General features: G+C 58.0%; 14 protein-coding genes, 1 tRNA gene and 1 pseudogene. 5 read left to right on the forward strand and 11 right to left on the reverse strand.

Going from position 1 to position 15,841, the window contains the following annotated elements; genetic code table 11:
• The first annotated feature begins 5 nt into the window (after nucleotides 1-5).
• The gene (locus ACFSE1_RS16340; RefSeq protein WP_044458832.1) at nucleotides 6-272 is read left to right on the forward strand and encodes a helix-turn-helix transcriptional regulator; all 267 of its coding nucleotides are present in this window, start codon (nucleotides 6-8) and stop codon (nucleotides 270-272) included.
• A 312-nt stretch (nucleotides 273-584) separates the two neighbouring features.
• Here ACFSE1_RS16340 and ACFSE1_RS16345 read toward each other — a convergent pair whose 3' ends face one another.
• On the reverse strand, nucleotides 585-770 hold the full coding sequence (locus tag ACFSE1_RS16345) for a hypothetical protein (protein WP_377403583.1): 186 nt from the start codon (nucleotides 768-770) through the stop codon (nucleotides 585-587).
• 103 nt (nucleotides 771-873) lie between these two features.
• On the opposite strand from ACFSE1_RS16345, the pseudogene ACFSE1_RS16350 reads away from it, so the two are divergent.
• A pseudogene (locus ACFSE1_RS16350) lies at nucleotides 874-1,215 on the forward strand (tyrosine-type recombinase/integrase); the annotation flags it as partial.
• Nucleotides 1,216-1,404: 189 nt separating this feature from the next.
• Here the strand turns inward: ACFSE1_RS16350 and ACFSE1_RS16355 are convergent.
• Nucleotides 1,405-1,480, reverse strand: a tRNA-Ile gene (locus ACFSE1_RS16355).
• 191 nt (nucleotides 1,481-1,671) lie between these two features.
• Between ACFSE1_RS16355 and ACFSE1_RS16360 the strand changes: the two genes are divergently transcribed.
• A complete protein-coding gene (locus ACFSE1_RS16360) occupies nucleotides 1,672-2,430 on the forward strand; it encodes an SIMPL domain-containing protein (protein ID WP_377403586.1) in 759 nt (252 codons plus the stop codon).
• Between the two features lie 117 nt (nucleotides 2,431-2,547).
• Here ACFSE1_RS16360 and ACFSE1_RS16365 read toward each other — a convergent pair whose 3' ends face one another.
• The 6 genes from ACFSE1_RS16365 to ACFSE1_RS16395 all read right to left on the reverse strand — a co-directional run bounded on the left by ACFSE1_RS16365 (nucleotide 2,548) and on the right by ACFSE1_RS16395 (nucleotide 10,243).
• Nucleotides 2,548-2,877: a hypothetical protein gene (locus tag ACFSE1_RS16365; RefSeq protein WP_377403589.1), complete on the reverse strand. Its 330-nt coding sequence runs from the start codon at nucleotides 2,875-2,877 to the stop codon at nucleotides 2,548-2,550.
• Nucleotides 2,878-2,989: 112 nt separating this feature from the next.
• Nucleotides 2,990-3,412 (reverse strand): secondary thiamine-phosphate synthase enzyme YjbQ, encoded by a 423-nt coding sequence (locus tag ACFSE1_RS16370; RefSeq protein WP_377403592.1) that lies wholly within the window; start codon nucleotides 3,410-3,412, stop codon nucleotides 2,990-2,992.
• A gap of 114 nt (nucleotides 3,413-3,526) precedes the next feature.
• Nucleotides 3,527-4,525: a DUF930 domain-containing protein gene (locus ACFSE1_RS16375; protein WP_377403595.1), complete on the reverse strand. Its 999-nt coding sequence runs from the start codon at nucleotides 4,523-4,525 to the stop codon at nucleotides 3,527-3,529.
• A gap of 320 nt (nucleotides 4,526-4,845) precedes the next feature.
• A complete protein-coding gene (rpoD, locus tag ACFSE1_RS16385; RefSeq protein ID WP_377403601.1) occupies nucleotides 4,846-6,894 on the reverse strand; it encodes an RNA polymerase sigma factor RpoD in 2,049 nt (682 codons plus the stop codon).
• A 402-nt stretch (nucleotides 6,895-7,296) separates the two neighbouring features.
• A complete protein-coding gene (dnaG, locus tag ACFSE1_RS16390) occupies nucleotides 7,297-9,315 on the reverse strand; it encodes a DNA primase (RefSeq protein WP_377403604.1) in 2,019 nt (672 codons plus the stop codon).
• A 475-nt stretch (nucleotides 9,316-9,790) separates the two neighbouring features.
• Nucleotides 9,791-10,243, reverse strand: a complete 453-nt coding sequence (locus tag ACFSE1_RS16395; RefSeq protein WP_377403607.1) for a GatB/YqeY domain-containing protein — start codon at nucleotides 10,241-10,243, stop codon at nucleotides 9,791-9,793.
• 321 nt (nucleotides 10,244-10,564) lie between these two features.
• Here ACFSE1_RS16395 and carA point away from each other — a divergent pair, with 321 nt between their 5' ends.
• A complete protein-coding gene (gene carA, locus ACFSE1_RS16400) occupies nucleotides 10,565-11,770 on the forward strand; it encodes a glutamine-hydrolyzing carbamoyl-phosphate synthase small subunit (protein WP_377403610.1) in 1,206 nt (401 codons plus the stop codon).
• 49 nt (nucleotides 11,771-11,819) lie between these two features.
• Here carA and ACFSE1_RS16405 read toward each other — a convergent pair whose 3' ends face one another.
• Together ACFSE1_RS16405 and ACFSE1_RS16410 are read right to left on the reverse strand one after the other, a co-directional pair.
• A complete protein-coding gene (locus ACFSE1_RS16405) occupies nucleotides 11,820-13,208 on the reverse strand; it encodes an MATE family efflux transporter (RefSeq protein WP_377403613.1) in 1,389 nt (462 codons plus the stop codon).
• A gap of 112 nt (nucleotides 13,209-13,320) precedes the next feature.
• Nucleotides 13,321-13,848: a DUF2306 domain-containing protein gene (locus tag ACFSE1_RS16410; protein WP_377403616.1), complete on the reverse strand. Its 528-nt coding sequence runs from the start codon at nucleotides 13,846-13,848 to the stop codon at nucleotides 13,321-13,323.
• An 87-nt stretch (nucleotides 13,849-13,935) separates the two neighbouring features.
• Between ACFSE1_RS16410 and ACFSE1_RS16415 the strand changes: the two genes are divergently transcribed.
• Nucleotides 13,936-14,787, forward strand: coding sequence for a LytTR family DNA-binding domain-containing protein (locus tag ACFSE1_RS16415; RefSeq protein ID WP_377403619.1), 852 nt, complete (start codon nucleotides 13,936-13,938; stop codon nucleotides 14,785-14,787).
• On the opposite strand, the gene ypfJ is transcribed toward ACFSE1_RS16415, so the two are convergent.
• On the reverse strand, nucleotides 14,775-15,677 hold the full coding sequence (ypfJ, locus tag ACFSE1_RS16420) for a KPN_02809 family neutral zinc metallopeptidase (RefSeq protein ID WP_377403622.1): 903 nt from the start codon (nucleotides 15,675-15,677) through the stop codon (nucleotides 14,775-14,777). The genes ACFSE1_RS16415 and ypfJ overlap by 13 nt on opposite strands.
• Nucleotides 15,678-15,841 lie beyond the last annotated feature (164 nt).

Here is a 15,841-nt window from a genome sequence, read left to right on the forward strand (position 1 = left end):
GGCACATGAAGCAGCAAGCTGAAGCGCTGGCCCCACGGCCCATTTACAAGGTTGCGGTTAGCCGCGTCCGTGCGGCGGAACTTCTCGACGTCTCGACGGGCACCTTTGACGACTGGGTTCGCCGTGGCCTGATGCCTAAAGGTGTGAAGATCGGCGCGTTGCGCCGTTGGGATGCCGAGGAAATCCGGGCGTCTTGGTACGACATCAAAGAACAGGGCTTGAGCGGAGACGAAGACGATGGCGAAAACCCGTTTGATCATGCGGTCGGGTAATCAGCGCGTCCCCTTCAAATATTGCTCGCGGGATGTCGATCGGCACGGCAACGAGCGTTTTTATCTCCGCCTTCCAGGTATGCCGAAGTACCGGATGACGTCCGCCTATCTGGACGAGGCCGGCAGCATCACCCAGGCGTTTACCGAGGAATATCACCGCGTGCTGTCTGGCGATCGTGGTGAAAAAGCGGTCCCGATTTCAAGGCTGGAACCCGGCTCGGTTCGCTGGCTTGTCGAGACCTATTATCGGTCTAAGGCGTTTCAAAGCCAGTCTCCGGCCACGCAGAAAGACAAGAAGAGCGTTCTCAATCGCTATTGCAGCAATGTGGGCGAACTGCCGTTCAAGAAGATTCGCAAATCCGACATCGAAGCCAGCCAGATGAAGCGCAGCGGCACGCCCGGCGCTGCTGACAAGTTGGTGAAGTATCTCAAGGCGCTCTTCAATTGGGCCATCAGCGCCGAGCTGGCGACCTTCAATCCCGCGAACGGCGTGACCAAAATCCATAAGTCTTCGGGTTTCCACACTTGGAGCGAAGCGGAATTGGCTTGCTTCCGCGCTGCCTATCCAGTCGGCTCCATGGCTCGGCTTGCAATGGAGTTGATGCTGAATTTGGGCGTCAGGCGCTCCGATCTTGTTAAGCTCGGTTGGCGAAACCTGACCGGCAATCGCATCGAGTTCTCGCCAGAGAAGGGGGCTGGCAAGTACACGCAGTCCCTGAGCTTACCGGTCACCGACGAGCTTCGCGAGGTGCTGGACGCGATCACCCATGATCAGCCGACTTTCCTTACCACCGAATACGGCAAGGCGTTCACTGGCAATGGCTTCGGCAACAAGATGCGCCAGTGGTGCAACGACGCCGATTTGCCCGAATGCCCGTCGCACGGCCTCAGAAAAGCGTCCGCAACGATCCTCGCCGAGGCAGGTGCTACCGAACATCAGTTGATGGCGATCTTTGGCTGGTCTGATTCCAAGATGGCGCAGCACTACACCAAAGCCGCTCAATCCAAGCGCATCATCGATGCCGGTTTCGAGCGTCGCAAAACCTACGTGGCCCACAAAAATGTCCCACTTTCTCCGGTCCGAGATTCCGGTGAGGCAAATCAAGGAAAAAACAACGTCAGAAGAGTGAGGTGGTGGGCCCGGAGGGACTCGAACCCCCAACCAAGCGGTTATGAGCCGCCGGCTCTAACCATTGAGCTACAGGCCCGACCTCCGAAGGAGGCGAAGCAGGTGCAATGGTTCACCTGTCTTCGCGAAGGGCTGTAACGTAAATTGTTGCTCGCTTCAAGCACCGCCGCATTGGCTTCACAATCTACAGGCAGCTATCTCTGGTGGACTGCAATGTCCGCGGGCCGAAGGCCCAGTCACATGCAAATGCCAATCGGCGGAGGAAGCTGAATGCTCACATCTGTTATCCGGTCACCCAAGGTCTCACTCTGCGTCCTCCTTCTGTCCACCAGTCTTCTCAGCCCTGCCGCGAGCTATGCGCAAGCTCCTCCGCCCCCACCACATGCACAGCTGCGTTCAATCGATGTCAGTGGTGAAGGTATCGCAACAGTCGCTCCCGATATGGCGGTGGTTAGCCTCTCTGTTACGCGTGTCGCAGATACCGCAGCAGAGGCGCTGACCCAGAACAACGAGGCCATGCGCGGCGTTCTCGATGCACTCAAGGCAGATGGCGTTGCCGAACGCGATGTACAAACCGGAGAGTTTTCGATCTTTCCGCGCTATAGCGACCCGCAGACAAGCCAGAAGGACGGCAATCCGCAGCCGCAAATAGATGGCTATCAGGTTACGAACTCAATCACCGTGCGTGTGCGTGATCTAACCAAACTTGGCGGGTTGATCGACAAGTCGGTAAAGCTCGGGGTAAACCAGGGCGGACAGATTACCTTCACGAACCATGATCCGAAGGCCGCATTGCAGGATGCCCGCCGCAAGGCCGTGGCGGATGCAATGGAAAAGGCGAAAACGCTGGCGGAAGCAGCCGGCGTGGCGCTCGGACCGGTGCTGACGATCGAGGAAAACAATCTTCGGCCCCAGCCCGTGCCGATGATGCGGATGGCAATGGCCAAGGAAGCCGATAGCGTGCCTTTGGCCGGTGGCGAGAACAACTATACCGTTGTCGTCAACATGCGCTTCGACATCAAGCCCTGACTCCGGCTTGCAGAAACTTCCCGGCAGCTTAAAAAAAGCCGCCGCCTGATCCGGATTTCTCCGGTTTGGCGGCGGCCCTCATCCGACCTCGGGCGAAGGAGGCGGCGGATCGAAATTTTAGCGACGCACAACCGGGCAGCCGCGCACATTGGCGAACACGATGCGGTCGCGTCCACCACGGTCGAAACCGCCAACGACGACCACACGACGGTTGACGTCAATCACGCGTGCGCGACGAAGGCCCATTCGTGACGCTTTTTCTTCAGCCAGCCAAGGCGCACAACGATCGCGATCGCGGCCACGGTTGGGACCGCCCCAGCGATGATCTTCACGGTATTGAACTTGAACACGTACATCATCAAAGGCTGATGCGCTGGCAAGCGGCGCAATGGCTGCTGTTGCAGCGACGGCCAGAGCAAGACCAGCTTTTGCAAGAAACGTCGTCATGGGTAGTCCCTCAAATTCGTAGCTTTGCCGATATGGCGATGACACGATTTAGGGGAGTTTTGCTGAACGACCACAAAATATATTATTCAGAATAGATTCATATTCACATATGTCAGCTCGACAGATGAAGCACGATCTGGCGTTGATGCCCTCTCTCACGATGCTCGAAAAGATAGAGGCCCTGCCAGGTGCCAAGCGCAAGCCGTCCGCCCACCACGGGAATGCCGAGGGATACCTGCGTCAAGGCCGACTTCACATGCGCGGGCATATCATCCGGCCCCTCGGTAGTGTGGATCATCCAGCGCATGGACGGGTCATTGCTTGGCGGCACCAGCCTTGAAAAGAAGTTCTTCAGGTCTGTCTGCACATCCGGGTCAGCATTTTCCTGGATTATGAGCGAGCAGGAGGTGTGCCGCACAAAAACGGTCAGCAAGCCGGTTTCGATGCCTGACTGCTCTACGAAGGCGTCCGCTTTATCGGTGAACTCGTAGAGCCCCTGCCCCCGCGTTGTCATGGTCAGCATTTGCTGCGGCATATGAGATCCTTTCGAGAGCGGTTCTATGATTTATGGAAATAAGATGCCGCTCTAACGTGTTGTTCTGACGCATTTCCGGAGGAAAAACTGCTCCCAACTCTTCCTGGAACTGCTCTAGTGCAGCGGAAACCGTCGTTCCGCCCATTCGCTCCTCGGCACCTGCTTGCCCACGGTATAGCTGAACCTGGTAACCTTGGTTGCCTTCGCATCCACTTCACATCGGAAGCTGATATCGTACCAGGCGCCGGAAGCGCGAAAGGCAGCTAGCCCCACCTCCATGACATTCCCCTGCCTGAGACGGATATTCGGCAGATACTCCGCCACATAGCGCGGACTGTTGTGCTTCAATTGTTCGCGCAACTCGGTGGCACAGAGTTGCGATGCACGCTGCTCCCGCGGAACACCAGCCATTGCCATCATCGCCACCATGTCTCCAGATGCGGCGGTCGAATAGATCTTCCTTGCCTCTCGCAGTGCGGGCTTGGGAGCACCCTCCTCCTTGCTCTGCGCCTCCTGCACCTCGTCTGGCTTCGGCGGTGAAGGCTGCGGAACGGGAATAGCCTCCATCGCGACCTGAGCGGCGGTGCCCTCCTCCGTCCTGTCCGGTAAGGCCATCTCTGGCTCCGGCGGCTTTATCTCTTCCCGAGCCTTATCCTCTGTCTCTGTATGCGGCGGCGTATCGGCTTGCGCTTGCTGCTGTGCCTCCAAAGGCGGCTGCTCAACCACGTCTTGCTTTGGCTCGCCGGTCTCCGCACCATCCCCATCGGGCGTCTTCGTCTGGCCACTTTCCTTTTCGCCAAACTGAAAGGCGGGGCGCAACACGGGCGTCTCCATCTGCGGAGCTTCCGCCTTCTCGGGCTCTGGCTTTTGCTCGGCTGGTGGTGGCGGTGGTGGCGGTGGTGGCTCTTCCGGCTTCGGCTCAGGCGGCTTTTCCGGTGGCGGGACGATATCGACGGAAACCGTTTCTTCCTTTGGCGGCTGCGGCGGATCCGAAAGAGGAAGGCCGATCAGAATCGCGGCCAGAAGCACGGCGTGGATGACAACCGAAGCAGCAGCACCGGTCGCCACACGCATCCTGGGCTTTGGCTCGGCATCCGGCCTCTGTTCGTCCAACTCATCCTGCATAGTTCAACATGTAGGTGGAACCTGTGACGCAATCGAGAGGAAAACGTTCAATTTCCATGGAGACGCCCGTTTACAGCTTAATAAAGCCAGCCGGGGTGGCAACGCTGAAGAACCCCGGCTTCGACGAACGCTTCTTGACGAAGTGGCCAGCAGTCTGGGGCATGTGCTGGCTCATTGCCTTTCGACATTGTTCATGGCCCTGCGACTGACATGCAGCACGCATCCGCCTGCTGGTGCAACACTCTTACATGAAAAAGGCCGGAGCATTCCTGCTCCGGCCTTTCACAAATCACAGCCCTACCACAGCCTCAGCTATCCAGGAAGCTGCGCAGCTTGCGGCTGCGGCTTGGATGCTTGAGCTTGCGAAGCGCCTTTGCCTCGATCTGACGAATACGCTCACGGGTAACCGAGAACTGCTGACCGACTTCTTCCAAAGTGTGATCCGTGTTCATGCCGATGCCGAAGCGCATACGCAAAACGCGTTCCTCGCGCGGCGTGAGCGACGCCAGAACGCGGGTGGTCGTTTCGCGAAGATTGGCCTGAATGGCTGCATCGATTGGCAGCAGCGCATTCTTGTCTTCAATGAAATCGCCCAGGTGTGAATCTTCTTCGTCGCCCACCGGGGTTTCGAGGGAGATCGGCTCCTTGGCAATTTTCAGAACCTTGCGCACCTTTTCCAGCGGCATGGCCAGCTTTTCAGCCAGTTCTTCCGGTGTCGGCTCGCGACCGATTTCATGCAGCATCTGGCGCGATGTACGAACGATCTTGTTGATCGTTTCGATCATGTGCACCGGAATACGGATCGTGCGCGCCTGGTCGGCGATGGAGCGGGTAATTGCCTGCCTGATCCACCACGTCGCATAGGTCGAGAACTTGTAGCCGCGGCGATATTCGAACTTATCAACGGCCTTCATCAGGCCGATATTGCCTTCCTGAATGAGATCCAGGAACTGAAGGCCGCGGTTCGTATATTTCTTGGCAATCGAGATCACGAGGCGCAGGTTTGCCTCGACCATCTCCTTCTTGGCGATGCGCGCTTCGCGCTCACCCTTCTGCACCATGTGGACGATACGGCGGAATTCGGAAATCGAAATCCCCGTTTCCGTTGCCAGGTTCTGGATTTCCTGACGGATCTCCCGGATCGTGTTGTTTTCCGACTTGGCGAATTCCTTCCAGCCACGCGCTGCGAGGTTGGAGATGGATTTCATCCAGTGCGGATCAAGCTCGGCACCCTGATACTGCTCAAGGAAGCTTTCGCGCTTCACGCCATAGGATTCTGCCAAACGCAACAGACGGCCTTCGTTCTGAACGAGGCGCTTATTGATGTCGTAAAGCTGCTCGACAAGGCTGTCGATGCGGTTCTGGTTCAGCGACAGCGACTTGACCGCCGTGATCAACTGATCCTTCAATTCCTTGTAGCGACGCTCCTGGCCGGAAGACAGCGTACCCGTGCAGGAAAGGCGTGCTTCCACCTGCTGATCCTGAAGCTTGCGCAGCTTCTTGTAGGTATCGGCAATCAGATCCAGCGTTTCCATGACCTGCGGGCGCAGTTCCGCTTCCATGGCAGCAAGAGAAAGGCTCGACTCATCGTCGTCTTCCTCTTCCTCCTCCATGGGAGGCAGATCGCCGCCAACATTGGTGATGTCGTCGTCATTGGCTGCCGAACGCGACTTGCGGGATTTTTCCTTCTCTTCCGCCGCCTTGCGATCAGCCTCAATCTTTTCCGGGCTCTGGAACTGAGGCGCAGCCTTGGCTTCCGGACCGGAATAGGTCGTTTCGAGATCAATGATCTCGCGAAGCAGGGTCGTGCCTTCGTTCAGTTCGTCGCGCCAGATGATGAGCGCCTGGAAGGTCAGCGGGCTCTCACAGAGACCCGCGATCATCGTCTCGCGGCCAGCCTCGATGCGCTTGGCGATCGCGATCTCGCCCTCGCGCGACAGAAGCTCAACCGAGCCCATTTCGCGCAGATACATGCGCACGGGATCGTCCGTACGGTCTGTCGGCTCTTTTTTCTTGGCGGTCGCGACTGCCGTACCGGTCGTCGTGGTCAGCTCGCCGCTTTCGCTTTCGTTGTCATCATCGCCGTCTTCGTCGGAGGACTGCTCTTCAGCTTCGTCTTCCTCGACAACATTGATGCCCATATCCGAGAGCATGGCCATGGTGTCTTCGATCTGCTCAGAGGTCACTTCCTCAGACGGCAGAACCGCGTTCAGCTCATCCATGGTCACATAGCCGCGCTTCTTCGCGAGCTTGATCATTTTTTTGACCGCGTCATCGGAAAGATCGAGAAGCGGACCGTCGCTCGCGCCGTCGCGTTCGTTTTCAGCTTCTTCGTTTTCTTTGACTTTTGTTGCCATGTATTCGTCTTTCCTTGGACGTCATTCGCGGCGCTTCGCCCTATCGCCGCCCGCAACGCCAGCTGGGCCGCGCTGCGAATCGCACCAGAACACGTACCGGGTGGCCAATTAATTCCCGATTAACCAACGCGGACTTCCGCTTCATACGCTGGGATGCCGTTGCGTTTAGAGCGCACATTATCCCATTGTTGATGAGCATCGTTCCGCCTATCAATGCCTAGGACGGTGATTCCCACAATTTTCCTCCCCGTCAAGCCTTTATCAGGGCTCCGCAGCGTTAAAAGTGGAAAAAGCGTCGGGTAGCTGTGTTTCCTCTATAACCTCAGCTGACGCTTAAGTGGTGATGAATTTCGATATGACAAGGCCCCAGCTTTCGGCAAAATGCCCCGAAATCAAGGCGTTTCACTTTCCGTGACCGACGGCTGCACCCTTCACACGGCCCGACATGACACCAAATCCATCAATAATTGCTTCCTGATTCTCCATTCGCACAATTTCCAGCTGAACTTCGGAGAGTGCCCGCAGCAATGGCTCGATGCTCGTCTCATCCCCGGCCTCCGTCGCGGCCGCGATTTCGCGTTCCAGTTCCATCTTCTCGAAACGAAGGGCCTTGGTGCGCTTGTGAAGCGATAGCGCCTGCCGATACCCCTCTCGCGCGTCCTCCGGTGCCGCCTTATCCGTCGCGATCCAAAGTCTTGCATTGCGCACCTGCTGGTCCAGCATGGTCACAAGCGGCCCAAAGCCCTGCGCCTCCAGTTTCTCCATCAAGTATTCACGAGAGAGATGCGGCCCAGCCGTTGCCGCAACCGGCAGCATGGCAGACCAGAACCGATGCAAATCCTTGTTCTCGAAATCAATCGCGGCAATTTCATCATATTCATCGAGCAGCAGCTGCGGATGATTGACGATGGTGATGGCCAGCACCACCTCCCGCAGCGTCGGCAGCTCCTGATTACCGCGCACGAGGCCGGAGCGTGCCAGACGATCGGATATATTCATGCCCCGTGCCGAGGCATTGGGGCCCGCAGGCTGGCCAAACCGGCCACTACCGGAATCCTGCCGCCGTCCCTGCGGCTTGCCTCCCCGCGGAGCAAATCCATTGCCGCCGCCATATTGCGGGCGAAACAGCGCGTTCAACCTCTCGCGCATTTCCTGCTGATAGAGACGGCGCACGCTTTCATCGGCAATCACATTGGTGATCTGCTTGAGGCGCGCCTCAAGCTCGGCCTTCTTTTCCGGCGTGTCGAAATTGCCCGAACCCGCTTCCCGCATCCAGAGAAGATCGGAGAGAGGCTTTGCCTGGGCAAGCACGCGGTCAAAGGGTTCGCGCCCCTCCTGGCGGACGAGATCATCCGGATCCTTGCCATCGGGCAAAAGCGCAAAATTCACGGACTTGCCCGGCTTCAGGTGCGGCAGCGCCAGATCCGCCGCACGATGGGCGGCGCGAATGCCCGCACCATCGCCATCGAAACACAGAACCGGCACCGGCGTCATGCGCCACAACAGCTCAAGCTGATTTTCCGTCAGCGCCGTGCCAAGCGGCGCAACGGCATTTTCAACGCCCGCCTGATGCAGCGCAATCACATCCATATAACCTTCAACGGCAATGATGGTGCCCTGCTCACCCTGGCCTCGCGCACCCACCTGCGCAGCACGACGCGCGCGGGTGAAATTGTAAAGAACATTGCCCTTGTGAAACAGCTCGGTCTCGTTGGAGTTGAGATACTTGGCAGGCGCATCGGGCGACATGGCCCGGCCGCCGAAAGCAATGACCTTCTCGCGTGACGAGAGGATAGGAAACATGATCCGGTCGCGGAACCGGTCATAGGACACCGCAATACCTTCACCATGCACGACCAGGCCGCAGGCTTCGATCTGCTCTTTCGGAATGCCCTTGGAGGCAAGATGCTCCTTCAGCGCATTGCGGCTCTCTGGCGCGTAACCCAGACGGAAAGTCTCGATGGTTCGCGCCGTCAATCCCCGGTCCCGCAGATAGGCGCGTGCCTTTGCGCCCGAGGCACTTTGCAATTGGTCCTGAAAGAACCGCGTTGCCATCTCCATCACATCAATGAGAGTGGCACGCTCCTTTTCGCGCTTTTCCGCCTGCACATCCGGCTGCGGCATGGGAATACCGGCCATATCCGCAATTGTCTGGACCGATTCTGGGAAACTCATCCCCTCCAGTTCTTGCAGGAAGCGGAAATGATCGCCAGAAACCCCGCAGCCGAAGCAATGATAACGGCCCTTCCGGTCTTCGCAGTGAAAGCTCGGGCTCTTTTCGCCATGAAAAGGGCAGCAGGCCCAATAATCGCCGCGCGAAACATTCGTTTTCTTGCGATCCCACGTGACGCGCCGCGCCACGACAGCCGAAATCGGCACGCGATCGCGTATCTCGTCGAGAAAGGTGGGAGAAAATCGCATGGGGAGCCGGAAACCTCTTTATTGATGCGCACTATAGGGCGCGCGCCTGCGCAACACCAGCAAGGATAGCGCAGCCGCCACCCCCACCCCCGCAATCCACAAGCACGGCCAACCGGGATTTCGCAAAACCCATGATGTCTGGCCCGGCTTGTGACGAATTTAAGGCACGCCGGACGCGTGAAAAATTATGTTTTTGTAATTTGATTATTGGGCCCGGTCGCGGTCTTCTGAGCCTGTCTTCTCGACGTCCCACTCTCCATCGGGAAGACGCGACAATCGAAGGCGATAGCAGCCCCCCGCTCCTCGCCTTCCCAGCGACGGCTCATCCCTAAGCCGATCGCGCATGTCCAGGCACAAAGAGGCAGGGTAGCCCCCAAAGACCCTGCCTCGCTTGCCCTAGATTTCAAGACCTCCACGTCAAAGGGGCTGGCGCCGCACCCTCGGCACCAGCCCCTTCTTTTTCTTCGGGCGAAGCTTACTTCAACAGATCCTTCACGAAGCCCGATGCCTTGCCAAAATCCATCTGGCCCGCATAACGCTCGCGAAGGGCGGCAATGACCTTGCCCATGTCGCGCATGCCTTCGGCATTGATTTCTGCAATCACGGCTTTTGCGGCGGCGAGAATTTCGTCGTCGGACATTTGCGCCGGCATGAAGGAGCGAATGACTTCGATTTCCTCACGCTCCTGCTGAGCAAGCTCGGCTCGGCCACCTTCATCGTACATCTTGGCGGATTCTTCGCGCTGCTTGATCAGCTTCTGCAGGATTTGCAGAATATCGTCATCGCTTGCCTCATCCTTGCCGACGCCGCGATTGGCAATATCGCGGGATTTGATTTCGCTCTGCACCATGCGGATCGTCGAGAGGCGGCGGCTATCCTTGGCCTTCATGGCCTCTTTCATGGCAGTGGCTAATGTATCGCGCATCATTGTCTTTCTCCTTGGGCGGATCAATCGACCAGCTGAACCGACAGGCATCGCTGAACCCGCATCCTCATGGGTCTCTGATAGACCAGCGCCAAAAGGCAATCAATTCGCAGCAGAAATAGTTTGGCCTCACCTGTTCAAATCACCACGGAATGGGTAGGTCGTCATTGACCTTGGCAATACCTTCCTTTATTTTCCGGCACTCGCACGACAATTGCACTTTAAAGCGAGGCGCGACCTTCCGCGCGCCCTTTTCTGCGACCATAGATGGCCCCATGGCTCTGTTGCGAAACGCGACCGGGCAACGGGCGGAGACAAACTGATATGACTCAAACTGCACCCTGGACGACCCGTAAGCCCACGGCTCTGCTCGTTCTCGCCGATGGGACGGTTATCGAAGGCGTCGGGATCGGCGCGACAGGCAAGGTGACCGCGGAAGTCTGCTTCAACACAGCACTGACCGGCTACCAGGAAATCCTGACCGATCCCTCCTATCTCGGCCAGATCGTTACCTTTACCTTTCCCCACATCGGCAATATCGGCACCAATGACGAAGATATCGAAGACCTGACGCCTGCGGCACGACGCGGCGCGGTCGGCACCATCTTCAAGGCCGACATCACCGAACCGTCCAATTACCGTGCCGCCAAGCACCTCAACGACTGGCTCGCCTCTCGCGGCATCATCGGCCTTGCTGGCGTCGATACCCGCGCGCTGACCGCCTGGATCCGTGAGCATGGCGCACCGAATGCCGTGATTGCCCATGATCCGAACGGCGTTTTCGATATCGAGGCGCTGAAGGCTGAAGCACGCGGCTGGAGCGGCCTGCTTGGCCTCGATCTTGCCAAGGAAGCAACGTCCGGCCAGTCCTCCCATTGGGGCCAGAAGCCTTGGGTATGGAACGAAGGCTATGAAGATCTGAAGCCCGAAGACGCCAAATACCACATTGTTTGCGTGGATTACGGTGTAAAGCGCAACATTCTGCGCCTCTTTGCCGGTCTGGATTGCAAGGTCACGGTCGTCCCGGCCAATACTTCCGCCGAAGACATCATGGCTCTGCAGCCCGATGGCGTATTCCTCTCCAACGGCCCGGGCGATCCGGCAGCGACAGGCAAATACGCGGTTCCGGTGATCCAGCAGATCATCAAGACCGAAACCCCCACTTTCGGCATCTGCCTCGGCCACCAGATGCTGGGACTGGCACTCGGTGCAACCACCGAGAAGATGCACCAGGGTCACCACGGTGCAAACCACCCGGTCAAGGATCACACCACTGGCAAGGTGGAAATCGTTTCCATGAATCACGGCTTCGCGATTGACTCCAAGTCGCTGCCAGCCGGTGTGGAAGAAACGCATGTATCCCTGTTCGATGGCAGCAATTGCGGCCTGCGTCTCAGCGGCAAGCCGGTCTTCTCTGTGCAGCATCACCCGGAAGCATCACCCGGCCCGCAGGATAGCCACTACCTCTTCCGCCGGTTCATCAACATGGTGCGCGAGCGCAAGGGCGAACCGGCGCTTGCTGAACGTTAATTTCAAACTTCGATCTATCGACGGCCCGCCTCGGCGGGCCGTTTGCATTTTAACGCCAGCGTTTCGTGAGAATGTAGAAACGCAGGCAGAGGAAGATCGCGGCAGCGGTCAAACCCGTGACAAAGCCGATCCACACCCCAGGACCGCGCATGTCGAAATGAAACGCGAATACCCAGGCGCAGACAAAGCCGATAGGCCAATAGGCAATCAGCGCCAGGATCATCGGGATCTTTGTGTCCTTCAGCCCGCGCAACAGACCCGAAGCAACGGCCTGGATACCATCCACCAGCTGAAACGCACCACCCGCAATAATCAGCGGCACCGCGAGCTGGATAACGGCCAGTGCGTCCGGGCGGCGCGTATCGAGAAACAGTCCGCCCAGTTGTGCCGGAAACAGCGCGAAAAGTGCGGTACCGATAGCGGAAAAGCAAAGGCCGACCAGAAGCACAGTGATTGCCGCACGCCGCACACCCAGATGGTCATCTCGCCCATAGGCGATCCCCACCCGCACCGTTGCCACCTGCGAAAGACCAACCGGAATCATGAAGGCGATGGATGCCAGCTGCATGGCAATGCCATGCGCCGCCAGTTCGCGCGTACCAAGCGTCCCCATCAACAGTGCTGCCGCAGCAAACAATCCGGTTTCCGCCAGAATTGTGAAGCCGATTGGCAAGCCAATGACAAAGATCTCCCGAAAAGCTGCCCAGTCAGGCCGCCAGAAGCGAACGAAAAGTTCGTAGGTTCTCGTTTGCGGTTGCCGTTGAATGTAGAGGGTAATGCAGCAAAACCCGAGGAGATTGGCGAAAGTGGACGCGATGGCCGCACCATTCAGCCCCAATTGCGGAAAACCGAAATTGCCGAAGATCAGGCAATAATCCAGCACTGCATTCAGGCAGAACATTCCAAGCGTGACATAGAGAACAATGCTTCCGCGTTGCAGCGCGCTGACAAAGGCCCGAAGCACCATCAGCAGCAGTGCCGGAAACATGCCCCATTGCAGGATACGAAGATAGGACTGCGCCAGCGCCGCAACCTCCGGCTCCTGCCCCAGCCGCAGCAAAATGCTCTCCGAGAACCAGAGAATGGGTGCGGTACAAACTCCGTAAGCAAGCACCAGCCACATTCCCATGCGCACACAGCGCCGGCCCTGCACCTGGTCTCCTCGCCCGACGGCCTGAGCCACCATCGGCATTACCGCATTGGAGAAGCCCGAGCCGAAAATATAGACGATGAAAAACATCTGGCTGGAAAGAACGACGGCTGCCAGTTCCGTCGTGCCGAGCCAACCGACCATGACCACATCTGTGGTGTTGATGGCCATCTGTGCCAGCTGCGCTCCGACCAGCGGAATGCCAAGGCCAATGGTCGCCTTAAGGTGAACTGGCCACGAGTTTCCCCTGTCCGGCGCGGAATACGACGACGATGAAACTGTAGCCATGGCAATGCTCCGAAAATACAAAAGGCCGCTGCTCTGAGAAGGGGCAGACGGCCTTGCAAATCACTAATGGATACCCAGGGCTTGAGCAAGCGTGCGAACGCAATCAGAAGCTTTATTGCGACATCCCATCAGCTTTGGTGATGTATCCGGCACGTGCCTTCCTCTTTCGGAGGGTAAGGCATGCAAGTGCGACAAGCACAATTCCTGACAAAAGGCTCACCAACACTATGGCGTCCCCCGGTTCCGACAGCAGAACCCGGTTCATGATGCGATGGGGCATGAGCGTAAAGCCGCCTGCTATGACAATACCGCCGATATAAAGGTAGCCGACGATCCATCGATGCAACCGGATGTTTCCAAGCCTTGCTGCACGGTAAGCACCGAAGCAGCCTGCAAGTGTGAGAATGGAAAGCAGATGGATGGGACTAAAGCCATTCCAGAGATCCAGTGCGTGAATGAAGAAGGATGAGAAGGATGTCAGAACCATCAGGGTGAGCCAGATTTTCCCAAGCAAGCGGTGCGCGGGTTTGCCCTTTTTCGGTGAGAGCAGAAGGTAGGCACCCAACACCGCCGCGGGCACAACCGTAAGGACGTGAAACTGGACAGCGGCGGATGCCTGGATCAACGGTTCAAGTGTCATGAATAAGGCCCCAATTGAGTTTTCCCAGCTTGTGCGGCACAAGGGTTGAAGGGCCAACGGGATAGACGTGAGCGGAAGGATGTTTTCGTGAGTGGCGCTCATTTGCAGAACACGCTTCGTGAAATGCAGGGCTTTTTCCGCTCCTATCGCTTCTGGCTTTTGATTGCCGTCGTAGCATTGCTGTTTACGATCACCGGCGCCATGGGAACCGGAGCTACCATGCCGGTTTTGCAACGCCTCTCCTTCTGGCTGGCGCTTCATACAATGGCATTTTCGACGGCGGTGGTTTTCGCCGCCTGCGCGGATTGGCTGCTGGGCGAGATCGTCGCTTCCCGGCTCACACGCATGCTCCTGGGCTCAGCCGCGGCTGCTGCTCCGATTGGTTTTGGTGTGACCCTGCTGGAAGCGGGCTTTATGGGAGGGCCCGTCACACTTTCGGAAGTGGGCCAGCAGGCTGCGATGTCTCTGCCGCTTTGCCTGCTTCTCTGCACCCTGACCTATCTGACGCAAGCGGATCAGTCAGAACCGCAATCCCCCTTCTCCGATCCGGCCGTGCCGCCATCAACAGCAAGCGCTCCTTCTCCAGAAACGCATCAAACAGCGCCGCCGCCTGCGCTGCTCTCACGCCTCAATCCACAAAACCGCGGAGCGCTCCTGCGGATATCCGCACAGGATCACTATATCGAGGTCATCACCGCGCGCGGGCGCGAACTCATTCTGCTGCGCCTTTCCGATGCTCTCAAAGAGATTGGCGGCACGGACGGCATTCAGATTCACCGCTCCCACTGGGTGGCAGCACTGCATATAGAACGGCTTGAAAGACAGCGCGGAAGACTATTTCTGCTGACGAAAGGCGGTTCGGAGCTTCCGGTGAGCCGCGCGAACGAGGCTCAGGTACGGCAATTTGTATCGAACCGTCGAAATCCTCAAAGCTGCTGATAGCTCGGCGAGAAAGTGTCGCAGGCCTGCATATTGCCGGTGGTGAAGCCGGTGCGGAACCATTTGACACGTTGTGCGGATGTGCCGTGGTTGAAACTGTCCGGCACGACATAGCCTTGCGAGCGCTTTTGCAAGGTATCGTCACCGATCTGCTGGGCGGCGTTCAGCGCTTCCTCCAGATCGCCGTGTTCCAGAATGCCCTTCTGGTCCGTGTACTTGCCCCAGACACCGGCGAAACAATCCGCCTGCAGTTCCACGCGAACGGACATGCGGTTGGCATCCGCCTCGCTCATGCTCTGCCGCATCTGGTTGAAGCGCGGCAGAACCCCGATCAGGTTCTGCACATGATGGCCCACCTCGTGCGCGATCACATAGGCTTCGGCAAAATCGCCGGAGGCTCCCAACTGCCCGGAAAGCTGCTGGAAGAAATTCGTGTCGAGATACACCTTGCGGTCACCGGGACAATAGAAGGGGCCTGTCGCAGCCGAGGCCAAACCACAGGCCGAATCGACACGACCGGAAAACAGCACGAGCCTTGGCTCCTGATATTGGCCGCCATTCTGTTGAAATATCCGGGTCCAGGTTGTCTCTGTCTCGCGAAGCACGGTGGCGACGAAGGCCCTCATCTCGTCGTCCCGCCCGGAAACCTGTCCCTGTTGCCGGGTTCCGGCCCCATCTTCGAAACCAATATCGCCGCCGGATAGCAAGGTCAGCGGATTGATGCCAAGCATGAAGCAGATGATCCCGATGACGATGAGCCCGCCTATGCCGATGCCGCCCCCGCCCCGGCGGCCGACAGGAATACGAAAGCCGGGACCCGACCTGAAGCCGCCCCTGCTGCCGCGACGATCTTCAATATTGTCCGACTGTTCGCGACCGCGCCATCTCATGGCCGTCCCCTCCCTGTAGTGATATTGCCCGCAACGCCGGACCTTGCCTCACGGTTCCTTTAGACGGCGGCGACAAGCTCTGTCCATGATGTTGCCATACGCATCTGGGGATCACATCCCCGCAGTCAAAATTTCACAAGATTTGGGGTTCCTTCCGCGGCAAC

The sequence above is a fragment of the Affinirhizobium helianthi genome (assembly GCF_042680945.1).
Classification (GTDB): domain Bacteria; phylum Pseudomonadota; class Alphaproteobacteria; order Rhizobiales; family Rhizobiaceae; genus Neorhizobium; species Neorhizobium helianthi.